The following is a 23,212-nucleotide window of genomic DNA, read 5'->3' as shown; positions in this document are numbered from 1 at the left end:
ATTCTTTTAACGCCTTCAGGCTTAATTTAAACAGTGGCATCATTATGAAAAAAACATTACTGGCAGCTGGCGCAGCTCTGGCGCTCTCCGCATCTTTCTCTGCCAGCGCGGCAGAAAACGACAAACCGCAATATCTGTCTGATTGGTGGCACCAGAGTGTGAACGTGGTGGGCAGCTACCACACTCGTTTTGGGCCGCAGATTCGTAACGATACTTATCTGGAATATGAAGCGTTCGCTAAGAAAGACTGGTTTGATTTCTATGGCTATATGGATGCGCCGGTATTCTTCGGCGGCAACACCGACGCGAAAGGTATCTGGAACCACGGTTCTCCGCTGTTTATGGAAATTGAGCCGCGCTTCTCTATCGATAAACTGACCGGTACCGACCTCAGCTTCGGCCCGTTCAAAGAGTGGTATTTCGCCAACAACTATATCTACGACATGGGCCGCAACAAATCCGGTCGTCAGAGCACCTGGTATATGGGTCTGGGTACCGATATCGATACCGGCCTGCCGATGAGCCTCTCCCTGAACGTCTATGCGAAATATCAGTGGCAAAACTATGGCGCATCTAACGAGAACGAATGGGACGGTTACCGTTTCAAAGTGAAATACTTTGTGCCGCTGACCGATCTGTGGGGCGGTTCACTGAGCTATATCGGCTTCACCAACTTTGACTGGGGCTCCGATCTGGGCGATGACAACTCTTATGATTTGAACGGTAAGCATTCACGCACCAGCAACTCCATCGCTTCCAGCCATATCCTGGCGCTGAACTACGATCACTGGCACTACTCCGTCGTGGCGCGTTACTTCCACAACGGCGGCCAGTGGGCGGATGACGCGAAACTGAACTTCGGCGACGGCGACTTTAACGTCCGCTCTACCGGCTGGGGTGGTTATTTCGTGGTCGGTTACAACTTCTAATCGGCCCGATTATCCCCGGCAAATGCGCCGGGGATAATTAAAGCTAACGCTCTTCGCACCTTACCTTACGCAAGAAATCACTCAATGAACGATCGGCTCGTTCGCTGAAATGACGCCCGGTGGCGGAAATCTCCAGACAGCGATCGAGACGGAAACAGCGATAATCCTCACGCAGCTCGCACCAGGTCACCAGCAGCCAGCGCTCGCCCCAGAAAAAAAGCCCCAGCGGCAGCACTTCTCGCTGCGACTGATTTCCCGCTTCATCACGATAGCGCAGCGCGAGCGCCTGCTGAGCGGAGACCGCCCGATGCACCAAATCAAACTGATCTTTGCTATAGCCCTGGGAACCAAAGTCCGGTGCGAACAGCCGCGACTGCTCGGCCTTACGTCGGCTCTCCGAGGGCAATATCGCCAGCACCTTTTCCTGCGCCGATTCCAGCGCCCGGGACAGCGACGCGCCGCCCCAGGTTTGCAGTAGCCGAATAGCGGCTATCAGCGCTTCCGATTCCTGGGTTGTCAGCATTAACGGCGGTAGATCATAGCCCGCCAGCAGCCGATAGCCGCTTCCGGCCTCTCCCTCAACCGGAACCCCGGAAAGCGAGAGATCGCGAATGTCGCGGTAAATAGTGCGCTCTGACACGCCAAGCCGCTCAGCCAACAATCCGGCGGTGGTTAATCTCCTCCCCCGCAGGATCTGCACGATTTGAAAAAGACGGTCGGCGCGTCGGCTCATTTTTGTTATCTCATTTATGCGGGTTGATGCAAACCAATCCGATTCCCCTCACTATCGATAAACAGGGCAATCGTGCCGATATCGTCCGCCAGCTCAAAGGGGCCAAAAACGCAGCTTCCGCCCGCAGAGTTGACGCGTTCTAGCGTGGCCGTCAGATTATCGGTATGCAGATAGATAATGCATCCCTGATCGGAGGGCTTTACGCTATCAAACTTTGCCAGCGCGCCGCCGGGAGCCGGGTCCTGATAAGGAAATACGGCCATTTCGGCACACTCCATATTTTCCCGTTTCAGCGTGACCTGCATCACCGGCTCGTAAAACGCCACGGCACGATCCATATCGGCAACCGGGATCTCAAACCAGTTAATGACGTTGTTCATACTTCCTCCTGTCCATTGTTTGGGTTCAGGAGGAGTGTATGACAGGCCTACTGACAGCATTGTGTCAGCATGGTGCGCAGACCAGCGCGCGCTCCGGGCTAAGCAGCCACGGACGCAGGTAGCCGACGGTACTGGAGAAAGGCAGCACCTCTTCAGGAAGCGCAATGCCAAGCCGATTGCCGATATACGATCGTCTGGCGACAATGCGCTGCCAGAGCTCGGGGTAACTTTGCGCCAGCTCCCGACGCAGCGCGCTGTCGGCAAGCGCCACGGTATCTTCAATGCTTGCGCCGCCGTAGCCCGCTCGGGAAGGAATAATGTCGATCTGCAATATCATTCCGCTTTGCAGACAGGCGGCTGAATGGGGGCCAATGGGCGAGCAGAGCCACTCTTCATCCGCGACCAGATGTCCCGGATTCAGGTGCCAGTGATATTCCGCCTTCGGCAATACTCGCTCGATCAGGGCATACATATCGCCGCCGCGCATGCCGATGCGCAGATTTTCCAGCCAGTTCACCACCGCGTTGAAATAGGGCTTCGCCACTACGTCCAGATAATCAGCCACCTCAGGCGCCAGTTCACTCTCATCGGCCACCACGTAGGCTGCGCGGCTGCTCAGGCCGCCTTTAAAACTGGTGGTGAGCGAGAATTTATCTCCGCGCTGGATAGCTTTATCGCTGGGGTAGAGATTCGCTCCGGCAAAGCGATCGCCGGTGGCGGCAATCATCACCACGCTATTCGCTTGCCCTTCCGCCGCCAGCAGCGCGCCGATTTGCTTTTCCGTTTTTCCCGGCGCAATGGCGTTAAGCGCGGTCAGAATCGCGGTTGAGGCGAGATTAGCACCGTACTCATAGTGCGCCAGCTCGTTGGCATTATTGGTGATTCGCGCTCCGCTTGCCGGGTCGATAAAAATGCCGGTGGCGTTGGTTATACTTGCCTGCGGCCCGGCTGCCTCGCGAATAGCGTCAACGATAAAGGCGGGCAGATCGAACATCCGCGCGCGGTCATCAACCGCGCCGGTAAAGAGCTTCCAGCCCGCGAGGCCAACTCTTTTTCCCCCCGCAACGCCCGCCTCCTGAAACAGCTGAGCCAGCGTTTTGCGGGGTTCCATCGGTTGATTGGGCAGCGAAAACCACGGGGCGTGAATCACACGATTTTCCAGCCGCGCGTAGCTTGCCAGCTTCAGGTTCTCGTTACCCAGTACCAGCACCGCCTCACCGTCCCGATGCACTACCAGTAGCGCCTCTTCGAAACGGGGAATAAAACCGGTGAGATACTCAAAGTTGCCGCCGTGCTCTTTATCGGCATAGATGATAAGCGTATCCAGCCCTTGCTGCCGCATATTCGCCAGCACCTTCGCTTTGCGCTGGCGCAGCGTGTCGTCGTTAAGCGTGACGGAAGGCACATCGTACCAGAGCGGGGGTTGAGGAACGGTGGAAAGAGTTACGACAGCCATCGGCATTTCTCCATGTCATTTAGCGCTGATACGGGAGAGTAACCAAAATCCGGCCGGTTGTAATAAAAAAAATCCCGGCCTTGCGACCGGGATTCGTTTATCAATGCACGATTGCCTTACGGCAGAATTGACGGCTGATCCGCCCCTTCTTTCTCGACTTTCTGCTGCAGCATGTGCTCGCGCTTCATGCCCAGCTTGAGCGCCAGCGCGGACGCAACGTAGATAGAAGAAGCCGTACCGATGGAGACACCGATCAGCATGGTCAGCGAGAAGCCTTCCAGAATCGGGCCACCGAAGAGATACAGCATCAGGATAACCATCAAGGTCGTCCCGGAGGTGATCAAAGTACGGTGCAGGGTCTGCGTCAACGACACGTTAAAGATTTCGTACGGCGTACCGCGGCGAATCTTGCGGAAGTTTTCACGAATACGGTCAGATACCACGATACTGTCGTTCAGCGAGTAGCCGATAACCGACATCAACGAGGCCACAATGGTCAGGTCGATCTCGATATGCAGTAGCGACAGCACGCCCATGGTGATCACCACGTCGTGCGCCAGCGCGATAACAACCCCTGCCGCCAGGCGCCACTCAAAGCGGAACCCTACGTAGATCAGGATACACACCAGCGCGGCTATCAGCGCCAGCGCGCCGGTCTGCGCCAGGTCTGCGCCGACGCTCGGCCCCACAAACTCAATACGCTTGACCGTCGCATTCTGGCTGGTCGATTCGTTAATCACGTTAACGACCTTGCTGCCCAGCTCCTGGCTGCCGTTGGCGTCATGTACCGGCGGCATACGCACCATGATGTCGCGGCTGCTGCCAAAGTTTTGCAGCTGCGGCTCTTCGAAGCCCGCCTTCTGCAGCGACTGGCGCACCTGATCCATATCAACAGGCTTTTCGAGGGTGATCTCAATCACCGTACCGCCGGTGAAATCCAGACCCCAGTTAAACCCGCGCACGCCAATGATAATAATGGACAGAATCAGCAAAAAACCTGAAATGCCGAAGGCCCAGTAGTCCCAGCGCATAAAGTCCCAGACTTTACGGCCGTGGTTCAATTGTTCAACAGTATATTCCTGTGCCACAACGCACTCCTCAGATAGACAGCTTTTTAACGCGCTTGCCGCCGTACAGCAGGTTCACGATGGCACGGGTGCCGACGATAGCGGTAAACATTGAGGTCGCAATACCGATACCGGTGGTAATCGCAAACCCTTTAATGGCACCGGTACCGACCGCGTACAGGATAATGACTTTGATAAGCGTCGTAATGTTGGCATCAAAGATGGAGCTAAACGCGCCGCGATAACCTTCGTCAATCGCCTGCTGCACGGAACGCCCGTTGCTCAGCTCTTCTTTAATACGTTCGTTAATCAGAACGTTCGCATCGACCGCTACCGCAAGGGTTAACACGATCCCCGCAATCCCCGGCATAGTCAGCGTCGCCCCCGGAATCAGGGACATAATGCCGACAATCAGCACCAGGTTGGCAATCAGCGCCGAGGTCGCAATCAGGCCGAACTTCTTGTAGAAGAAGATCATAAACAGAATAGAGACCACCAGACCGGCCAGGCAAGCTTCCAGGCCCTGTTTGATGTTCTGCATCCCCAGGGTTGGGCCGATAGTCCGTTCTTCAACAATCTGAATCGGCGCAATCAGCGCACCTGCGCGCAGCAGCAGAGAGAGCTGACGCGCTTCGGTCGCATTGCTGATGCCGGTAATACGGAAGCTGTTACCCAGACGAGACTGGATATTGGCGATGTTAATCACCTCTTCCTCTTTCGCCAGAATCGCACGACCGTTGGCATCTTTCTTACCGCTGTCTTTGTACTCCACGAACAGGGTCGCCATCGGTTTACCGATGTTGTCCTTGGTGAAGTTAGACATGATGTTGCCGCCAGCGCTATCGAGGGAGATGTTAACCTGCGCCTGGTTGTACTCATCCATACTCGATGTCGAGTCGGTGATGTGGTCACCGGTGAGGATCACGCGCTTGTACAGCACAACCGGCTGGCCTTCGCGGGTATATTTCACTTCAGAGTCGCCCGGAACGCGACCGGAAGCCGCTGCGGCGCTATCAACGTTAGTGTTAACCAGACGGAACTCCAGCGTCGCGGTCGCGCCAAGAATCTCTTTGGCTCGCGCCGTGTCCTGGATACCCGGCAGTTCAACCACAATACGGTCGGCGCCCTGACGCTGAACCAGAGGTTCGGCAACGCCCAGCTGGTTTACACGGTTACGCAGGATATTGATGTTCTGCTGTACGGCGTATTCGCGGGCTTCTTTCAGACGGTCGTCGGTCATCACGGCTTTCAGGCCAGTGCTGCCCTGAGCGGAAATAACCAGATCGCGATGACGAGGGCTAAGGTAGGAGATAGCCTGGTCGCGCGCGGCGCTATCGCGGAAGGCGATGCTCAGGCCGTAGTTGTCTTCTTTACGCACGGTCGCGTAAGGAATGCCTTTATCACGCAGTTCGCTGCGCAGGCTGTCGATGTTTTGTTCCTGCAGCTTGCTCAGCGCGGTATCCATGTCGACTTCCATCAGGAAGTGCACGCCGCCGCGCAGGTCAAGACCCAGCTTCATCGGCTCGGCATACAGGGCCGCCAGCCAGCGCGGGGTTGCCGGAGCAAGGTTAAGCGCCACGACGTATTTGTCACCCAGCACGCCCATCAGCGCTTCGCGCGCGCGCAGCTGGATATCAGTGGTGTCGAAGCGCGCAAGAATTGCGCCCTCTTCCAGTGCCACAGACTTCGCGGTAATTTTTTCTTCTTGTAGTGTTTTCTGGACCTGGATCAGCGTTTGCTCACTGGCGGCGACGCCGCGCGCGCCAGTGATTTGAACGGCCGGATCCTCACCATACAGGTTGGGAAGCGCATACACTAAGCCGACGACAATAACGACGACCAGCATGACGTACTTCCACAAAGGATAACGGTTTAACACGGCAGTTCCCTTAGGGAAAATGGGTAATTACAGCGCCTTCATGGTGCCTTTCGGCAGAACGGCAGCTACGAAGTCACGTTTGATAACCACTTCAGTGGTGTCGTTCAGTGCGATAGCGATGTATCCGCTTTCGGCAACTTTAGTGACGCGCCCAACCAGGCCACCGTTCGTCAGCACTTCATCGCCTTTAGCGATGGAGTTCATCAGGTTTTTATGTTCTTTGGTGCGTTTCTGCTGTGGACGCAGGATCATGAAGTAAAAAATCAGACCAAACACCACCAGCATCAGGATCAGAGACATCGGGCTGCCCTGCGCCGCGCCACCGGTTGCTGCTACCGCATCAGAAATAAAAAAGCTCATTGAAATTCCCTCATTATTAAAATTAGTCAACGTTCAAAGGTGGAACGGTTCGACCCTGACGTTGGTAAAAATCGGTCACGAAGCTCTCTAATTTACCCTCTTCGATAGCCTTGCGTAAACCAGCCATTAAGCGCTGATAGTATCGCAGGTTATGAATGGTATTGAGACGCGCGCCCAATATTTCGTTGCAACGGTCGAGATGATGCAAGTAAGCGCGTGAATAGTTGCGACACGTGTAGCAATCGCACTCCGCATCCAGCGGCGAAGTATCGCTCTTATGCTTCGCGTTGCGGATTTTCACCACGCCGTCGGTGACGAACAGGTGGCCGTTGCGCGCGTTGCGCGTCGGCATGACGCAGTCGAACATATCGATCCCGCGGCGCACCCCTTCGACCAAATCTTCCGGCTTACCGACGCCCATCAGGTATCGCGGTTTGTCGGCCGGGATTTGCGGGCAGACGTGCTCCAGAATACGATGCATATCTGCCTTCGGCTCACCGACAGCCAAACCGCCGACAGCGTAGCCATCAAAGCCAATCTCTACCAGACCTTTAACAGAGATATCACGTAAATCTTCGTAAACGCTGCCCTGAATGATACCAAACAGCGCGTTTTTGTTGCCGAGGCCGTCAAAACGGTCGCGGCTGCGCTTCGCCCAGCGCAGGGACATTTCCATTGAGCGCTTCGCGTAGTCCCAGTCCGCCGGATATGGCGTACATTCGTCGAAGATCATCACGATGTCGGAGCCGAGATCGTACTGAATCTCCATTGATTTTTCCGGATCGAGGAAAATCGGATCGCCGTTGATCGGGTTACGGAAGTGCACGCCCTGCTCGGTGATTTTGCGAATATCGCCAAGGCTGAAGACCTGGAAGCCGCCGGAGTCGGTGAGGATCGGCCCTTTCCACTGCATAAAGTCGTGCAGATCGCCGTGCAGCTTCATGATCTCCTGACCAGGACGCAGCCACAGATGGAAAGTATTACCGAGGATGATTTGCGCGCCGGTCGCTTCGACTTCCTCCGGCGTCATCCCTTTTACGGTGCCGTAGGTGCCAACCGGCATAAAGGCTGGCGTTTCAACGACGCCGCGCTCAAACACAAGACGGCCGCGACGCGCGCGACCATCGGTAGTATCTAACTCAAATTTCATTATCACTCCTGCGTCAGAAAAACAGTCTGACGTTTAACGATTCGCTACGGAATGATTCCATAGCTAATAAATTCCTGAAGGCGTCATCGGCGCAGCCAGTTTGCAATCGCTCAGCGCACAGCCACCGGAGCGTACGCCATGTCCGTGAGAATGGCGATTACTGCCTGGCGTCAAAATGGCGAGTGAGATCGCCTTCTTAGGGACGCTCAAAAATAGCCTGCGGATTGTACGTGATAAACATCGCGTCCCCGTAGCTAAAAAAGCGATATTTTTGTTCTACCGCAGCCTTATAGGCGTTCATCGTATGCTGATAGCCAGCAAAAGCAGAGACCAGCATAATCAGCGTCGATTCAGGCAGATGGAAGTTGGTCACCAGCGCATCGATGACTTTGTACTGATAGCCCGGGTAGATGAAAATCTGCGTATCGTTGAAGAAAGGCTCAATCAGGTCGTTTTTTGCCGCCTGCGCCGCGCTTTCCAGCGAACGCACCGACGTCGTCCCGACGGCAATCACCCGGTTGCCGCGCGCTTTTGCCGCCAGCACCGCATCGACCACCTCCTGCGGCACTTCGGCATATTCAGAGTGCATGATGTGATCTTCAATGCTGTCTACGCGCACCGGCTGGAAGGTTCCGGCACCAACGTGCAGCGTGACGAAGGCCATCTCCACGCCTTTTTCACGAAGCTTCGCCAGCAGGGGCTCATCAAAGTGCAGGCCGGCGGTTGGCGCGGCAACGGCCCCCGGTTTTTCGCTATAGACGGTCTGATACAGCTCGCGGTCGGCGTCTTCGTCAGGACGATCGATATACGGCGGCAGCGGCATATGGCCGATAGCGTTGAGAATATCCAGCACGCTGCGCGCGTCATCGAACTCAACTTCAAACAGCGCGTCGTGACGTGCAACCATGGTCGCTTTAATACTTTCATCGTCGCCGAGCAGCAGTTCTGCGCCCGGTTTCGGCGCTTTCGAAGCGCGAATATGTGCCAGAATACGCTTATCATCGAGCATGCGCTCAACCAGCACTTCAATCTTGCCGCCGCTGGCTTTACGGCCAAACAGACGGGCCGGGATCACGCGGGTATTATTAAATACCAGCAGATCGCCAGGGTTGAGCTTATCGAGTAAATCAGTGAAAGTACCGTGCGTCAGCGCGCCTGTCGGCCCGTCTAAAGACAGCAAGCGGCAGCTGCTGCGCTCAGGCATCGGATAGTGGGCAATCAGGGATTCAGGTAATTCAAAGGAAAAATCGGCAACGCGCATGACGGTAACTCAGACTTAATAAAGAGGCGGGTAGTCTAGTGCCGTGAGGTTATCCCTGCAACCTTTACCCCTCGGGATGAATAACATAATCTATACACAAAATCATTCAAGATGCATCGAAACAGCAACTGAGTGAGTGACAAGTCTGTCAGGAACAGATTTGAACGCCGCGCAGCGGCGGCCCGTAAGGGCCAGTCTCATGGATGAGACGAGTAACTCAGCAGCCAACAAAGAGGCAGTTTGAAGGATGAAGTTTATATGAATTTTCTCGCGCACCTGCATCTTGCTCATCTCGCCGATAGCTCCCTTTCCGGCAATTTGCTGGCCGATTTCGTTCGCGGCAACCCCGCTGATGAGTGGCCGGCTGACGTCGTGGAGGGCATCTTTATGCACCGCCGGATCGATGTGCTGACCGATAACCTGCCGGAAGTCACCGAAGCCAAGGCGTGGTTCCGCGCCGAAACGCGCCGGGTTGCCCCCATTACGCTGGATGTGATGTGGGACCATTTTTTGTCACGCCACTGGGCGCAGCTGTCGCCGGAACTGCCGCTGCCGGAGTTTATCCGCTACGCTCACGCCCAGGTCACGCCGATCCTCCCAGCCTCCCCGCCGCGCTTTATCAATCTCAATGAATATCTGTGGTCGGAGCGCTGGCTTGAACGTTACCGGGATATGGATTTTATTCAGCGCGTGCTGAACGGGATGGCCAGCCGCCGCCCGCGACTCGATGCCCTGCGCGACTCCTGGCAGGATCTGGATACCCACTACGATCGCCTTGAGCGGCAGTTCTGGCGCTTTTACCCGCAGATGATGACGCAGGCGGAAAAACGCGAACTATAAATGATTGCGCTTTTGGCGGAAAAGGCTATTCTGAAAAGCGCTTTTAAATAACGATTGATAGGCAAAAACTATCTCAGCGATTGTCAGCGTCGCGTTGAGTTCACCCGCCCCTCTCCCTATACTTGCCCGCGTTGCGTTCCAATTAACCTTAGTATTAACAGGAGAATCATATGGTTCTGGTTACTCGTCAGGCTCCGGACTTCACCGCGGCAGCAGTTTTAGGTAACGGCGAAATCGTTGAGAAATTCAACTTCAAACAGCACACCAGCGGTAAAGCGACCGTTCTGTTCTTCTGGCCGATGGACTTCACTTTCGTTTGCCCGTCCGAACTGATCGCTTTTGACAAACGCTACGAAGAATTCCAGAAACGCGGCGTCGAAGTGGTTGGCGTTTCTTTTGACTCCGAGTTCGTCCATAACGCATGGCGTAATACTCCAGTGGACCAGGGCGGCATCGGCCCGGTGAAATACGCGATGGTTGCGGACATCAAACGCGAAATCCAGAAAGCGTACGGTATCGAGCACCCGGACGAAGGCGTTGCCCTGCGCGGTTCCTTCCTGATCGATGCCAACGGCGTTGTTCGCCACCAGGTCGTTAACGACCTGCCGCTGGGCCGTAACATCGACGAAATGCTGCGCATGGTTGACGCACTGCAGTTCCACGAAGAGCACGGCGAAGTTTGCCCGGCGCAGTGGGAAAAAGGAAAAGAAGGGATGGCCGCTTCTCCGGAAGGCGTGGCTAAATACCTGACCGAGAACGTTTCCAGCCTGTAATCGGCAAACGTTCAGTAAAAGGCTCGCAGATGCGGGCCTTTTTTGTTTTTACCGCCTGGAGTTACCCGCTCGCCACAGCTTTTTAACTCATCAGCATACAAATATTGATGTCACGAATAAGTAAGATCCTCCGTCAGGGCTTTTTTTGCTATCTCGCTCAAACTTTGTAAAAAAAACCGCCCAATATTTGTGATGAGTATTACATTTCTTCATTTTAAATTCAGCGATTTAACCATTGGCTCCTGCTCCCATTTTCTTACCTGCAAAAAGAAAAAACACAACCAATTGATATTAAACAAGATAATAAAAAACCTCAGAACCGATAAAGTAATTCACTTTTGCCGTCAGTGTGATCGACTTCAATATTTAAAAATCCATCTGTGATCTAACCCATAATTTTTATTGATATATTTGGTCATGATCGAGTTCAAGAATATGAACCCAGTAAGGATCGGATGATGGATATTATTTTTAACGCTGAACTGGTTGCGCTTAAGCAGGATATTTCCAACGCCGTACAGGGTATCGAATTCGCCGGAAAGCTGCTGACTCAACAAAATATATGTCATCCGGAATATGTGAATGAAATGGTCGAGGTCTATCAGGATTTTGGTCCCGCCATTGTTATCGACTACGGCCTGGCGATGCCTCATGCCCGGCCAGAAAAAGGCGCCTTGCGCACGGGCTTCTCTTTAGTCACCAGCAGGCAGCCAATCGTCTTTGGCCATGAGGAGTTTGATCCGGTTAACGTCATCATCGCCATCGCCGGCGCGGATGCCGATAGCCACATAAAAATGATTCAGCTAATAGCCTCGCTGATTGAGTCTGACATTGTGACCTTCCTTCAGCAGGCCAATGATATCGATTCAGTATTACATTTCATCCAACAACAAATGGAGTAGTCATTATGTTAGTTATCAGAACAGTTTGTGGTAACGGTATTGGCAGTTCATTAATGGCTGCGAATAATGTCAAAAAGATCTGTGATGAATTGGGTATTAAAGCCGACGTCGCCTCCGTTGATTTTGCCAACGCTGTTGGAGAAAAAGCTGACCTTTACGTCACAATTAAAGAGCTGGCAAACCAATTTCCTGCGCATTGTAATGTCGCCATTATTCGCAGCTACGTGCATAAAGCGAAAATCGCCGAGGATATTACCGAAGCACTCACCAAAATTGCTGCGACTCACTCTTAATCATTGTTGAGGGAACGATCATGCAGGCTATTCTTAGTTTCTTATCGGAAATATTTAGTCAACCCGCATTTCTGATGGGGATTATCGCATTTGTCGGTTTAGTGGCGCTGCGCTCCCCCGGAAATAAATTACTCACCGGCACCTTAAAGCCCATCCTGGGCTATTTAATGCTAAGCGCCGGCGCAGGGGTTATCGTTGCTAACCTCAATCCGCTGGGCGGGATTATCGAAGCCGGGTTTAATATCCGTGGCGTTATTCCTAACAACGAGGCCATTGTCTCCGTCGCCCAGAAGGTGCTGGGCGTAGAAACCATGAGTATTCTGCTGTTAGGTTTTATTTTTAACCTGCTTATTGCCCGCTGCACTAAGTATAAATATATCTTCCTTACCGGCCATCACTCTTTCTTCCTCGCCTGTCTGTTCTCAGCGGTGCTACAGGCGGCGGAATTCCGCGGCTGGATGCTGGTGCTCATCGGTGGATTCCTGCTCGGCTCATGGTCGGCGATTTCGCCGGCCATTGGCCAGCGCTATACCAAGCAGGTCACCGAAGATGGCGGTATTGCGATGGGACATTTTGGTTCTCTGGGCTACTACATTTCAGCGTGGATCGCCACCAAAACCGGCAACCCGGCGAACTCGTTCGCCGATACCGAAATCTCAGAGAAATGGGGCTTTCTGCGCGATACCACGGTCACCACCGGGATCGTCATGTTCGTCATCTACTTTGTATGCAGCGCCGTCGCCGGTAGCGAGTATCTCAGCACCATTACGGATCAAAATATGCTGATCTTCTCTGTCCTGACCGGCCTGCAGTTTGCGGTTGGCGTCGCTATCGTCTACAACGGCGTGCGGCTGATCCTCGGCGATCTGGTACCGGCGTTCCAGGGAATTAGCCAGAAGCTGATCCCCAACTCCATCCCCGCCGTTGACTGCGCGGTATTCTTCACCTTTAGCCCGACCGCGGTCGTCGTCGGCTTTATCAGCTCGTTCATTGGCGGACTGGTCGGCATGCTTTTTCTTGGCGGATTGGGTATGGCGCTGATTATTCCGGGCATGGTGCCGCACTTCTTCTGCGGCGGCACCTCCGGTGTTTTCGCCGATAAGCTGGGCGGTAAACGCGGCTGCATCATCGCCTCATTTATCGGCGGTATCTTCCTTGCATTCCTTCCGGCGATGCTGCTGCCGGCGCTGGGTAATCTGGGCTTTGAAAATAGCACCTTCGCCGACTTCGACTTCGCGGTTTGGGGCATCATCATCGGCAACGCTTTCACCCAGTTTGGCCAGATTACTATCTATTTGATTTGTCTGGCACTGATCGTCGCACTGCTGGTGCCATTCTGCTTTCGTTCAGTTCGCGTGGTCGGTGACACGCTCAGCTATGAGGAGCTCACTGCGGATAAGAAAAATGAATAAGCGGTTTCATTTTTCCCTGCGGGAAGGAACCTCTCTTCCCGCAGCTGACAAAATAATCAGGAGTGGTTATGGCTATCTTGTCCATCGGGTTTTCATGTTTTGATCAGTTTTTCTTTTTAAATGAATGGCCGCAGGAGAATACCAAAAATTTCTGTCACGATTTTATTGAAAGCGGCGGCGGGCCGGCAGCGAATGCGGCATGGCTGTTGGGGCTATGGGGGGAGGATGTCTATTACATCGGCCATCTGAATCAGGATCTTTACGGCCAGCGAATTATTGCTGAATTTGCCGAAGCGGGCGTTGATACCAGTCAGGTGGTCTTTTCTGATGAAATGATCACCCCCCTGGCTTCGGTGCTGGTCAATCGCCTGACGGGTTCGCGGACGATCATCACCCGTAAAATGCAGACGCCGCCGTCGCTGACCTACGATCAGAAGCTCAAGCTCGATGATTTAGCCGAACGGCTCATCGCCGCTGAAGAACCGGTAACGCTATTAGTGGATGGCCATGAAGCCGAGATCAGCGAGTATTTAATTAAGAAACTGCCAAACGCTCGGGTAGTCATGGATGGCGGCTCACTACGCGCCAGTAATATTAAGCTGGCGGCCTGGACCGATTATTTTGTGGTCAGTGAACATTTTGCCCGGGACTATATGGGATATCGCGCCCTGAGTACAGAAGCAGAAATTAAGGCGGCGCTCATTGAGCTTAATAAAATTTGCCGCGGCGAAGCCTTTATTACCCTTGGTGAAAAAGGCTGCGCATTTTTAAAGAGCGGGATGCTGCAAATAGTTCCCTCCTGGCTGTGCAATGCTGTTGATACCACCGGCGCGGGAGACGTATTCCATGGCGCTTTTACCTACGGCGTTCACTACTCCTGGCACATTGACAATATTATTTTATTCGCCAGCCTCACCGCCGCTATTTCTATTGAGAAAAAAGGTGTACGTGAATCGATGCCGGATCTTGCCGTCGTCCACAATTCTTTAAATAGCTATGAAAGAAACTTAAAGCAATATTTTGATGAATGATTGCTATTAATTAATAACACGAGGTGACTATGTTAGTTTCTATGAAGGACATGCTTCAGCATGCCCTACGGGACGGTTATGCCGTAGGGCAATTCAATATTAATAATCTTGAGTGGGTCGGCGCTGTATTAAGTACCGGACAACAGCTGCGCTCGCCCATTATTTTAGGCGTTTCCGGCGGTACGGTGAAACATATGCTGGGATTAAAATGTATTCATGACATCGTGGTCAATGCCATGGATTATTTACATATTGATATTCCGGTGGCTTTGCATCTGGACCACGGTACCACCCGCGAGGCCTGCGAGGCGGCTATCGAGGCCGGATTCAGCTCCATTATGTTTGACGGCTCGCATCTGCCGTTCAGCGAAAACCTCGCCATCACTCGCCATCTGGTTGCGCTGGCGCACAGCAAAGGCATCTCCGTCGAGGCGGAGCTAGGGACGATTGCCGGAAGCGAAGATGGCATCGTCAATTCGGCGGTCATCTACGCCGATCCTGAGGAGTGCTACACCCTGGTGAAAGAAACTCAGGTTGACTGCCTGGCGGCGGCGCTGGGTTCGACCCATGGACTGTATAAAGGCAAAGCCAAACTGGGTTTTACGGAGATGAAAGCCATTTCTGAGCGAGTCAATGTTCCGCTGGTCCTGCACGGCGGTACCGGTATTGCCGATGACGACATGCGTAAAGCCATCGCCTGCGGTACGGCCAAAATCAACGTCAATACCGAAAATATGTACGCCTGGTGTCAGGAGGTGAAAGCCCTGTTTGCCGCCGATACCGGTCATGACGTGAACGACCCGCGCAAAGTGATTAATCAGGGACTGAAACCGGTACGCGAAATGATTGCGCGGCGCATCGCGCTTTTTGGTTCACAGAACCGCTATTAAAAAACGGAAAGACAAGCGCTTTCGTCAGGAAGGGAACCCGCCGCCGGACAATACCGGGGCGGGTTGAGATGGTGCTAAAACGCAAAGCAGGAGCAGCCGAGTACGCCCCAGAACGCCTGCTCATCGGCAACCGGAATCGCCGACTGGCGCGCAATATCATGCTGATGCCCGTGTACGCCGCAGCTGCCGCAGCACTGATGCATCTGAACTATCGCGCCGATTTTCGCGGCGGTCGGCGGCGCGGAACGGTAATGACCCGGCACCTTCACCACCGGTGACCACTCTGGCAGCACCGGAATGGGCGGCGGCGCCAGCGGCGAAAAGTGTCCGGCGGCGTACACCACCTTGCCGTCAACGACCGTCAGTACCGACTCGATCCCCTTAATTTCCTCTTCCGCGACGCTGAAATAGTCTTTCGACAGCACCACCAGATCGGCAAGCTGGCCTTGTTCAATGCGCCCTTTCTTACCCTGCTCGCTTGAGAACCACGCGCTTCCCGCCGTCCACAGCTCCAGCGCCACGTCGCGCGGCAGGCGGTTGCTGTCGTCGTACATCGCCATTCCGCCGACGGTACGTCCGGAAACCAGCCAGTAGAGCGCGGTCCACGGATTGTAGCTCGCCACGCGGGTAGCATCCGTCCCCAGTCCCACCGGAACGTCCAGCTCGAGCATTTTCGCCACCGGCGGCGTATGTTTGACCGCATCTTTACCGTAGCGGTCGACAAAATATTCGCCCTGGAAAGCCATACGGTGCTGAACCGCTATGCCGCCGCCCAGCGCTTTGACGCGTTCGATATTGCGTTCGGTGATGGTTTCCGCATGATCGAAGAACCAGTGCAGACCATTGAACGGAATTTCGCGATTTACCTTCTCGAAGACGTCGAGCATCCGGCTGATGGATTGATCGTAGGTGGCGTGCAGGCGAAACGGCCAGCGGTGCTCTACCAGGTGGCGCACCACCCGCTCCAGCTCATCTTCCATTCCCTCCGGGAGGTCCGGACGCGGCTGCAGGAAATCTTCAAAATCCGCCGCCGAGAAAACCAGCATCTCCCCGGCGCCGTTGGCGCGGTAAAAGTCGGTGCCCTGTCCCGGCTTGAGCATATCGGTCCAGCGCTCAAAATCTTCCAGCTCCTGCTTAGGTCGCTGGGTAAACAGGTTATAGGCGATCCGCACGGTCATCTGCTCTTTGGCGTGCAGCTGTTCAATAATTTCATAATCTTCCGGGTAGTTCTGGAAACCGCCTCCAGCATCGATAGCGCTGGTTAGCCCCAGACGATTCAGCTCGCGCATAAACTGGCGCGTTGAGTTGACCTGCAGTTCCAGCGGTAGCTTCGGCCCTTTGGCCAGCGTTGAGTAGAGGATCATCGCGTTGGGTTTGGCAATCAACATGCCGGTAGGATTACCGTTGCCGTCGCGAACGATCTCGCCGCCCGTCGGATCCGGCGTCTCTTTGGTGTAGCCCACCGCCTTCAGCGCCGCGCGGTTCAGCAGCGCGCGATCGTACAGGTGCAGGACAAATACCGGGGTATCCGGCGCCGCATCGTTAAGCTCCTCGAGCGTCGGCATCCGCCGTTCGGCGAACTGAAATTCGCTCCAGCCGCCGACCACCCGCACCCACTGCGGCGACGGTGTGCGATCGGCCTGATCTTTCAGCATCCGCAGCGCATCCGCCAGCGAGGGAACCCCCTCCCAGCGTAGCTCCAGGTTGTAGTTCAGACCGCCGCGGATCAGGTGCAGGTGGGAGTCGTTAAGACCGGGGATCACCGTATGACCTTTAAGATCGATAATTTGCGTCCCTTCCGCGGCAAAGCTCATGATCCGATCGTGGCTACCGGCGGCGAGGATTTTACCGTCAGCGATCGCCACCGCATCGGCCAGGGGGTTTTGACGATCGAGAGTATGAACCCGACCGTGGGTCAGGATCAGTGTGGCAGTTTGCGACATAACGTTCTCCTACAGGAGGCTGGCTCAGTTTTTCTTTAACCAGCCAGCAAACAGACGGGTCACGATGGGCATCCAGAACCAGACCACCAGCGCGACCACACAGGCATCATTGATGAGGTGCAGCAGCAGGCTTCCCTTCAGCGAGGGCAACAGCATTCCGGTTATCGACGGCACCAGGTTAGTACTGGGGAAAATCACCAGCAGGGTGATTAAAAATTGCTTCCAGCGTCGCGGCTGGCGCACATTCGCCGCAGGCGGCGTAAACCAGAAGGCCGGTTCAGTCCGGACTTCGGTACGATCGCCTTCGCTCAGCAGCGGTGCGATTTCCGCCACCAGTTCGCGCCGGGTTTCCGACTGGGTCCAGGCGTAAAGATGCTCAATGGTGTCGAAGCGAATGATAATGCTCCATAAATTCTGCCCGGGAGCCGGGCGAATCACGTTTGCGCCAAGATGACCGGGAAATTCAGCCGCAATCGGCATAATTTTGCCCAGCCACGCTTCATACCGTTGGCCATGCTCCGGGTCGAGCACATGACTGATAACCAGGGTCACCGATTTCTGCTGCGCCATTAAGAGTTCCTTGCTTCAGGGGAATGGCGGGATATCCCCGCCATTAGCCATAAACAACAATGCACAAAATCGTTCATGCTGCCTCGAGGCGGGCAAACGAAGCCAACAAAGAGGCAGCTTGAAGGATGAAGTGTATTTAAGCTTTACGCTCTGGCGCGCCGTGCACCATCGTATAAGCGTAATCCACGCCCATGCCGTAAGCGCCGCTATGCTCGCGCACTAGATCCATCACCGCGTCATAGGTCTCTTTACGCGACCAGTCGCGCTGGTACTCAAGCAGCACCTGCTGCCAGGTCACCGGCACCGCACCGGCCTGCACCATACGGTCAATGGAGCGTTCGTGGGCATCAACCGAGGTGCCGCCGGAGGTATCGGTCACCACGTAAACTTCATAGCCCGCATCCAGCGCCATCAGCGCCGGGAACGTCAGGCAGACTTCAGTCCACAGAGCAGAAATAATCAGTTTCTTGCGTCCGGTCGCCTTTACCGCTTCAACAAAAGCCGCGTCTTCCCAGGAGTTCATCGAGGTACGTTCAATGGGTTTCACATCAGGATGGACGGCCAGCAATTCCGGCCAGATATAGCCGCTGAAGCTTTTGGTTTCGACGGAAGTATAAATTACCGGGACATTAAAAATTTTGCCTGCTTTGGCTAAAGCAACCGTATTATTTTTCAGGGTCTGGCGGTCAATATTTGCCACGCCAAAAGCCATTTGTGGCTGGTGGTCAATAAAAATAAGCGCCGAGTTAGAGGGATCGATCAGTTCACGAATAGACATAACATATCCTGTTAATCAATGAGTTAAAAAGATACTACCGTTGCCGTTGAGCTGTCTGGATCCTGACTGATAAAACATGGTGAGTATAGTCAGTAATTTCTAACGAGTTATTAAAGATTTTTTTCTAATTTATTTCCAAAGCGAAAAGTTATGGCGATTAGATTAACCATTACAAAACGAGCAAAATTATGTTTATCAAATTTTTACGGTTAACCGTTCTAAATTATTCACTGGAATTGAACAGAGCACTCCGGTAAAACGGGGGCACTCATTTTTACCGGAATCTGACGCATGCGCCTGAACCTTGATGTCCTGTTAATTCTCGACGCGCTGGACAAACATGGCTCTTTTGCCACCGCCGCCGAATCGCTATTTAAGACCCCAGCGGCGCTGAGCTACATGATCCAAAAGCTGGAAAACGATCTGAATATCACGCTGCTGGATCGCTCCGGCCACCGGGCTAAATTTACCGATACGGGCAGAATGATGCTGGAGAAGGGGCGATTGCTGCTGAATGCCGCTAAGGATCTGGAAAAGCAGGCGGTGCAGCTCAGCGCCGGTTGGGAGCGGGATCTGGCTATCGCGCTGGATGACTCTTTCCCGTTTAGCGCGCTGCTGCCGCTGATCGATGCTTTCTACGCCCAGCACCCGCAAACCCGGCTTAACTTTACCCACCATACCCTCGCGGGCTCGTGGGAAGAGCTCACCCACAACGGCGCGGATATTATTCTTGGGGCGATCAATGAACCGCCAACCTCCGCCGAGTGGTCGTGGAAAATGCTCGGCGCCATGGACAATATTTTCGTCATCGCGCCGGGGCACCCGCTGGCGCAAACGACCCAACCGCTGACCAACAAGCAGCTCAGCCTGCACCGCGCGGTCGTGATCAGCGACAGCGCCCGCTACTGTCATCCGCTCAACAGCAACCTGCTCGACGAACAGCCGCAAATCCGCGTGGATGATTTCGCCAGTAAAGTTGAACTCTTACGCGCCGGGCTGGGCTGCGGCTTTTTACCGCGCCATATTGCCCGGCGGTGGCTGGAAAGCGGCGAGCTGGTCGAAAAGGCCGTCATCTCGTGCCGCGAGAAAGATATTACCTATATGGCCTGGCGCAGCGGTAATGACGGACTGGCCCAGCGCTGGTGGCGCGAGGCCATTTTGCAGAGCGAGAGCCTGAGCCAGCTCTATGACTAACGGCTAAACCACACGCTGGCGGAGATCGCCGGCAGCGTTAGCAGGCTCTCGTACAGCTCACCGGCGCCCTCTTTCAACTGCCAGCCGTGAACGTCCAGCAGCGGCGAATCTTCTACCACCACCTCGCAGGCCGCGCCGCGGTTAATCGCCACCAGCACACGCTGTTGCTTATAGACTCGCACGAACACCACCACGTTCTCTTCGGCATAGATAACCTGACAGCCGCCGTAGCGTAGCGCCTGATTAGCCTTACGCAGTTTGCTCATGCGCTTGTACAGATCGAGCAGTTCGCCATCCTGCAAAGCCGGATCCCACGGGAAGGGTTTACGGCAGAACGGATCGTTATTGCCGTCCACGCCCACTTCATCGCCGTAGTAGATGCACGGTACCCCAGGCCAGCTGAACAGCCACACCACCGCCAACGGCAGACGCGCAACATCTTTACCCAACAGAGACTTAAAGCGCGCAGTGTCGTGGCTATCAAGCTGGTTGAACATCCGCAGCTGCTGCTGATGCGACAGTCCGGCACGATAGTTGTCCATCCACGCCATGCAGGTTTGCGCATCGATTTTCTGCGGGTCGTAGGAGATATCGGTATTGGCGAGAAAGCCCCATAGCGGGAAGGTAAAGCCGCGGTAGTTCATCGCCGAGTCTTCCACGTCGGCCTGTAGCCACTGGCGCGCGTCGCCGAAATGCTCCCCGAACACGAAGGCTTCCGGCCGCTCCTGCTTCGCTGCCTGGGTAATGCCGGCGATATGGCGCAGGTTATTACGCGCCCCGCCGTCTTCACCGAGCATATGCACGACATCCAGCCGCCAGCCGTCCATGCTCCACGGCGCTTTCAGCCAGTGGCGCACCACGCTATCTTCTCCACCATAGATCTCATCGATCAGCGTCGCCGACCGGTAGTCGAGCTTAGGCAGACTGGCATATCCCAGCCAATCGTGGGCAATGCCCTCGGGAGAAAAATTATACCAGTCGCGCCACGGCGAATCGGCGTTGTGGCAGGCGCCGCCGCTACCGCGCTGATGGCGGTCGAACCAGGCATGCGAATCGCCGCTGTGGTTGAACACGCCGTCCAGGATCAGGCGTATCCCCTCTTTTTGCGTGTTGTGACGCAGGCGCAGCAGCGCCGCATCGCCGCCAAACTGCGGGTCAACGCGACGGTAATCCTCGGTATCGTATTTATGCACGCTGGGAGCGACAAATACCGGGTTCAGATAAAGCGCCGTGACGCCAAGCTGCTTCAGGTACGGCAGTTTTTCGCTGATCCCATCGAGATCGCCGCCGTAGAAGGTAGAGCCGCCCGCCTCGCCGGTTAGCGGCTCATCCCACGCCTTGCGCACAATATCGTGACCGGCGGCATGGTGGTAATAAACGTTATCCTGCCCGGCGTCGCGTGACTGGCTGCGGGCGAAGCGGTCAGGGAAGATTTGGTAAAACACCTGATCGGCCACCCACTGCGGCCCGCTGTCCGGCATATCAACCGCAAACTGCTCCAGCCGCGCCGGCGGAAAGCGATTGAACCCCTGCGGTGTGAACCACAGCTGGCGGTCGGCCCACAGCAGCTTGAAACTGTAGCGGCGACGCGGTAGCCCGTTGACGAGGCTGATTTCCCCGCGCCATGCCACCACGCCCGGATGCGGTTCCTGCCGCAGGCGGCGCATCGGCAGCGACAGCTCCTCGTTATCTTCTTCCGCGCGTAGCGTGACCCGCGGCGGCAGATCCTCGCCGCTTAACCATAGCGTGATAATCAGTCGTTCCGGCTGCTCCTTAATAAACGGAGCAACCGGGAGGTGCCATGCCTTCAACATCATTATTCCTCTCTTTGCAGAATGGGCACACCTTGCCATAGCGTACTGGCGTATGACTCATCGTCGGCAGAATTATTGGGGGAGGATGGCGGGGGTGGAGGAACGGCTTGCCGGATAGCCCGTGCGTATCCGGCAAGAAGAGAACGAAAAGGACTAGGCTTTCGCCAGCTTACGCTCGCGGCGAGTTTTAAACTGCCAGCCAATCAGTAACAGAATAATCCACGCAAAGCCCACGTACAGCGAGATGCGCGTGTCAGGATGGTAGCCAATCAGACCGATAATAAAGACCAGGAATAGCAGGCCAATCACCGTGGTCGTTACTCCACCTGGCACCTTAAACTTCAGCACCTTCGCCTCTTCCGGCGGCAGACGGCGACGGAAGGCGATCTGCGACAGCAGGATCATAATCCACACCCAGACGGTGGCGAATGTCGCCAGGGAGGCGATCACCAGAAAGACGTTCTCCGGCATAATGTAGTTAAGGTAAACGGCGAACAGCAGCGCGATAGTCATTACCATCACGGTAACCCACGGCACCCCGCGACGGGACGTTTTGGTAAACATCTTCGGTGCGCTGCCCTGCTCCGCCATACCGTGCAGCATACGCCCCACGCCAAAGACATCGGAGTTAATCGCCGACAGCGAAGCGGTCAGCACCACAAAGTTCAGGATGCTGGCGGCAAAGGTAATACCCAGATGCTGGAAGGTCAGAACGAAAGGACTGCCGTTGGTTCCGACCTGGTTCCACGGATAGATAGACATAATCACGAACAGCGTACCGACGTAAAACACGAGGATACGCATCGGCACCGAGTTAATGGCGCGCGGAATGGATTTCTCCGGATCTTTCGCTTCACCGGCGGTGATGCCGATAATTTCAATCCCACCGTAGGCGAACATCACCATCTGCAGCGACATCACCATCCCCAGCCAGCCGTTGCTGAAGAAGCCGCCGTTGCTCCACAGGTTGTGGATACCCGTCGGCTGCCCGCCGTTGCCGATCCCCCAGATAATGATGCCGAAACCGGCGAGGATCATGATGATAATAGTGGCGACTTTGAAGAAGGAGAACCAAAACTCCAGCTCGCCGAAGACCTTGACGCTCATCAGGTTGACGGCGCAGATAATCAGCACCACGCTGAGTACCCAGATCCAGTGCGGCACCGCCGGGAACCAGACCCCCATATAGATGCCGAAGGCCGTGACGTCGGCTATGGCGACAATCAGGATTTCAAAACAGTAGGTCCAGCCGGTGATATAGCCCGCCAGCGGGCCAAGGTAATCCTGGGCATAGCGCGAGAACGAACTGGCGGCCGGGTTGTGTACCGACATTTCGCCCAGCGCGCGCATAATAATGTAGGCCGCGACGCCGCCGATAATATAAGCCAACAGAACGCTCGGCCCCGCCATTTTAATCGCGTCAGCCGAACCATAGAAAAGGCCGGTACCGATTGCCGACCCCAGCGCCATAAAACGAATATGCCGGGTACTTAGCCCGCGCTTAAGCTTGTTACTACTTTCCATCGTGTTCCATGCCGTTTTTCTCCTCTGGCCTTC

General features: G+C 54.9%; 22 protein-coding genes. 9 read left to right on the top strand and 13 right to left on the bottom strand.

Translation table 11 applies throughout. The features are described from left to right. Positions 1 to 44 precede the first annotated feature (44 nt). Entirely contained in the window at positions 45 to 929 is an 885-nt protein-coding gene (locus tag IAE27_RS00590) for a nucleoside-specific channel-forming protein Tsx (protein ID WP_004099436.1), read from the top strand. A 43-nt stretch (positions 930 to 972) separates the two neighbouring features. On the opposite strand, the gene IAE27_RS00585 is transcribed toward IAE27_RS00590, so the two are convergent. The 8 genes from IAE27_RS00585 to queA form a co-directional block, all read right to left on the bottom strand. Continuing rightward, on the bottom strand, positions 973 to 1,662 hold the full coding sequence (locus IAE27_RS00585) for a helix-turn-helix transcriptional regulator (protein WP_115239954.1): 690 nt from the start codon (positions 1,660 to 1,662) through the stop codon (positions 973 to 975). A gap of 14 nt (positions 1,663 to 1,676) precedes the next feature. Beyond that, positions 1,677 to 2,042 carry a VOC family protein gene (locus IAE27_RS00580; RefSeq protein ID WP_004099432.1) on the bottom strand — a complete coding sequence of 122 codons (366 nt, stop codon included), beginning with the start codon at positions 2,040 to 2,042 and terminating at the stop codon, positions 1,677 to 1,679. Positions 2,043 to 2,106: 64 nt separating this feature from the next. After that, positions 2,107 to 3,498, bottom strand: coding sequence for a M24 family metallopeptidase (locus IAE27_RS00575; protein ID WP_023320428.1), 1,392 nt, complete (start codon positions 3,496 to 3,498; stop codon positions 2,107 to 2,109). Positions 3,499 to 3,614: 116 nt separating this feature from the next. Continuing rightward, on the bottom strand, positions 3,615 to 4,586 hold the full coding sequence (secF, locus tag IAE27_RS00570; RefSeq protein WP_004099428.1) for a protein translocase subunit SecF: 972 nt from the start codon (positions 4,584 to 4,586) through the stop codon (positions 3,615 to 3,617). A gap of 10 nt (positions 4,587 to 4,596) precedes the next feature. Continuing rightward, positions 4,597 to 6,444, bottom strand: a complete 1,848-nt coding sequence (secD, locus tag IAE27_RS00565; RefSeq protein WP_071530320.1) for a protein translocase subunit SecD — start codon at positions 6,442 to 6,444, stop codon at positions 4,597 to 4,599. A 27-nt stretch (positions 6,445 to 6,471) separates the two neighbouring features. Continuing rightward, positions 6,472 to 6,804, bottom strand: coding sequence for a preprotein translocase subunit YajC (gene yajC, locus IAE27_RS00560; protein WP_004099423.1), 333 nt, complete (start codon positions 6,802 to 6,804; stop codon positions 6,472 to 6,474). 22 nt (positions 6,805 to 6,826) lie between these two features. Further along, positions 6,827 to 7,954, bottom strand: a complete 1,128-nt coding sequence (gene tgt / locus IAE27_RS00555; RefSeq protein ID WP_004099421.1) for a tRNA guanosine(34) transglycosylase Tgt — start codon at positions 7,952 to 7,954, stop codon at positions 6,827 to 6,829. Between the two features lie 196 nt (positions 7,955 to 8,150). Next, positions 8,151 to 9,215: a tRNA preQ1(34) S-adenosylmethionine ribosyltransferase-isomerase QueA gene (queA, locus tag IAE27_RS00550; RefSeq protein ID WP_023320427.1), complete on the bottom strand. Its 1,065-nt coding sequence runs from the start codon at positions 9,213 to 9,215 to the stop codon at positions 8,151 to 8,153. A 258-nt stretch (positions 9,216 to 9,473) separates the two neighbouring features. On the opposite strand from queA, the gene acpH reads away from it, so the two are divergent. From acpH to fba, 7 genes are all read left to right on the top strand, one after another. Further along, complete coding sequence (acpH, locus tag IAE27_RS00545) at positions 9,474 to 10,055, top strand: ACP phosphodiesterase (protein ID WP_070557168.1); 582 nt, start codon at positions 9,474 to 9,476, stop codon at positions 10,053 to 10,055. A gap of 170 nt (positions 10,056 to 10,225) precedes the next feature. Then, entirely contained in the window at positions 10,226 to 10,828 is a 603-nt protein-coding gene (locus tag IAE27_RS00540; RefSeq protein WP_004099418.1) for a peroxiredoxin, read from the top strand. Positions 10,829 to 11,286: 458 nt separating this feature from the next. Then, on the top strand, positions 11,287 to 11,730 hold the full coding sequence (locus IAE27_RS00535) for a PTS sugar transporter subunit IIA (protein WP_004099417.1): 444 nt from the start codon (positions 11,287 to 11,289) through the stop codon (positions 11,728 to 11,730). A gap of 5 nt (positions 11,731 to 11,735) precedes the next feature. After that, the gene (locus IAE27_RS00530) at positions 11,736 to 12,023 is read left to right on the top strand and encodes a PTS sugar transporter subunit IIB (RefSeq protein WP_004099415.1); all 288 of its coding nucleotides are present in this window, start codon (positions 11,736 to 11,738) and stop codon (positions 12,021 to 12,023) included. Positions 12,024 to 12,043: 20 nt separating this feature from the next. Beyond that, positions 12,044 to 13,435, top strand: a complete 1,392-nt coding sequence (locus IAE27_RS00525; protein ID WP_004099414.1) for a PTS ascorbate transporter subunit IIC — start codon at positions 12,044 to 12,046, stop codon at positions 13,433 to 13,435. A 68-nt stretch (positions 13,436 to 13,503) separates the two neighbouring features. Then, the gene (locus tag IAE27_RS00520) at positions 13,504 to 14,466 is read left to right on the top strand and encodes a carbohydrate kinase family protein (protein WP_004099413.1); all 963 of its coding nucleotides are present in this window, start codon (positions 13,504 to 13,506) and stop codon (positions 14,464 to 14,466) included. A 29-nt stretch (positions 14,467 to 14,495) separates the two neighbouring features. Next, positions 14,496 to 15,356: a class II fructose-1,6-bisphosphate aldolase gene (gene fba, locus IAE27_RS00515; RefSeq protein ID WP_004110975.1), complete on the top strand. Its 861-nt coding sequence runs from the start codon at positions 14,496 to 14,498 to the stop codon at positions 15,354 to 15,356. Positions 15,357 to 15,430: 74 nt separating this feature from the next. Here fba and IAE27_RS00510 read toward each other — a convergent pair whose 3' ends face one another. From IAE27_RS00510 to IAE27_RS00500, 3 genes are all read right to left on the bottom strand, one after another. After that, the gene (locus IAE27_RS00510) at positions 15,431 to 17,299 is read right to left on the bottom strand and encodes an amidohydrolase (protein ID WP_154022353.1); all 1,869 of its coding nucleotides are present in this window, start codon (positions 17,297 to 17,299) and stop codon (positions 15,431 to 15,433) included. A 24-nt stretch (positions 17,300 to 17,323) separates the two neighbouring features. Then, positions 17,324 to 17,869: an antibiotic biosynthesis monooxygenase gene (locus IAE27_RS00505; protein ID WP_004099408.1), complete on the bottom strand. Its 546-nt coding sequence runs from the start codon at positions 17,867 to 17,869 to the stop codon at positions 17,324 to 17,326. 136 nt (positions 17,870 to 18,005) lie between these two features. Then, a complete protein-coding gene (locus tag IAE27_RS00500; RefSeq protein WP_004099407.1) occupies positions 18,006 to 18,647 on the bottom strand; it encodes a hydrolase in 642 nt (213 codons plus the stop codon). A 291-nt stretch (positions 18,648 to 18,938) separates the two neighbouring features. On the opposite strand from IAE27_RS00500, the gene IAE27_RS00495 reads away from it, so the two are divergent. Continuing rightward, positions 18,939 to 19,841, top strand: a complete 903-nt coding sequence (locus IAE27_RS00495; protein WP_004099406.1) for a LysR family transcriptional regulator — start codon at positions 18,939 to 18,941, stop codon at positions 19,839 to 19,841. Here IAE27_RS00495 and malZ read toward each other — a convergent pair. Together malZ and proY are read right to left on the bottom strand one after the other, a co-directional pair. Beyond that, positions 19,838 to 21,655: a maltodextrin glucosidase gene (malZ, locus tag IAE27_RS00490; protein ID WP_070557165.1), complete on the bottom strand. Its 1,818-nt coding sequence runs from the start codon at positions 21,653 to 21,655 to the stop codon at positions 19,838 to 19,840. The two genes, IAE27_RS00495 and malZ, sit on opposite strands and share 4 nt — an antisense overlap. A gap of 153 nt (positions 21,656 to 21,808) precedes the next feature. Next, complete coding sequence (gene proY, locus IAE27_RS00485) at positions 21,809 to 23,179, bottom strand: proline-specific permease ProY (protein ID WP_070557163.1); 1,371 nt, start codon at positions 23,177 to 23,179, stop codon at positions 21,809 to 21,811. Positions 23,180 to 23,212 lie beyond the last annotated feature (33 nt).

Source organism: Klebsiella sp. S69, assembly GCF_016516145.1.
Classification (GTDB): domain Bacteria; phylum Pseudomonadota; class Gammaproteobacteria; order Enterobacterales; family Enterobacteriaceae; genus Klebsiella; species Klebsiella oxytoca.
This window is presented reverse-complemented; position numbering and strand designations above follow the sequence as displayed.

Excerpts from the sequence above, each read along its gene's own strand:
- proY (WP_070557163.1), bottom strand. The coding sequence starts at position 23,179 with ATGGAAAGTAGTAACAAGCTTAAGCGCGGGCTAAGTACCCGGCATATT.
- IAE27_RS00500 (WP_004099407.1), bottom strand. The coding sequence starts at position 18,647 with ATGTCTATTCGTGAACTGATCGATCCCTCTAACTCGGCGCTTATTTTT.
- IAE27_RS00575 (WP_023320428.1), bottom strand. The coding sequence starts at position 3,498 with ATGGCTGTCGTAACTCTTTCCACCGTTCCTCAACCCCCGCTCTGGTAC.
- yajC (WP_004099423.1), bottom strand. The coding sequence starts at position 6,804 with ATGAGCTTTTTTATTTCTGATGCGGTAGCAGCAACCGGTGGCGCGGCG.
- IAE27_RS00540 (WP_004099418.1), top strand. The coding sequence starts at position 10,226 with ATGGTTCTGGTTACTCGTCAGGCTCCGGACTTCACCGCGGCAGCAGTT.
- IAE27_RS00510 (WP_154022353.1), bottom strand. The coding sequence starts at position 17,299 with ATGTCGCAAACTGCCACACTGATCCTGACCCACGGTCGGGTTCATACT.
- IAE27_RS00585 (WP_115239954.1), bottom strand. The coding sequence starts at position 1,662 with ATGAGCCGACGCGCCGACCGTCTTTTTCAAATCGTGCAGATCCTGCGG.
- IAE27_RS00580 (WP_004099432.1), bottom strand. The coding sequence starts at position 2,042 with ATGAACAACGTCATTAACTGGTTTGAGATCCCGGTTGCCGATATGGAT.
- IAE27_RS00530 (WP_004099415.1), top strand. The coding sequence starts at position 11,736 with ATGTTAGTTATCAGAACAGTTTGTGGTAACGGTATTGGCAGTTCATTA.
- malZ (WP_070557165.1), bottom strand. The coding sequence starts at position 21,655 with ATGTTGAAGGCATGGCACCTCCCGGTTGCTCCGTTTATTAAGGAGCAG.
- IAE27_RS00535 (WP_004099417.1), top strand. The coding sequence starts at position 11,287 with ATGGATATTATTTTTAACGCTGAACTGGTTGCGCTTAAGCAGGATATT.
- queA (WP_023320427.1), bottom strand. The coding sequence starts at position 9,215 with ATGCGCGTTGCCGATTTTTCCTTTGAATTACCTGAATCCCTGATTGCC.
- IAE27_RS00590 (WP_004099436.1), top strand. The coding sequence starts at position 45 with ATGAAAAAAACATTACTGGCAGCTGGCGCAGCTCTGGCGCTCTCCGCA.
- IAE27_RS00495 (WP_004099406.1), top strand. The coding sequence starts at position 18,939 with ATGCGCCTGAACCTTGATGTCCTGTTAATTCTCGACGCGCTGGACAAA.
- acpH (WP_070557168.1), top strand. The coding sequence starts at position 9,474 with ATGAATTTTCTCGCGCACCTGCATCTTGCTCATCTCGCCGATAGCTCC.
- tgt (WP_004099421.1), bottom strand. The coding sequence starts at position 7,954 with ATGAAATTTGAGTTAGATACTACCGATGGTCGCGCGCGTCGCGGCCGT.
- IAE27_RS00525 (WP_004099414.1), top strand. The coding sequence starts at position 12,044 with ATGCAGGCTATTCTTAGTTTCTTATCGGAAATATTTAGTCAACCCGCA.
- IAE27_RS00520 (WP_004099413.1), top strand. The coding sequence starts at position 13,504 with ATGGCTATCTTGTCCATCGGGTTTTCATGTTTTGATCAGTTTTTCTTT.
- fba (WP_004110975.1), top strand. The coding sequence starts at position 14,496 with ATGTTAGTTTCTATGAAGGACATGCTTCAGCATGCCCTACGGGACGGT.
- IAE27_RS00505 (WP_004099408.1), bottom strand. The coding sequence starts at position 17,869 with ATGGCGCAGCAGAAATCGGTGACCCTGGTTATCAGTCATGTGCTCGAC.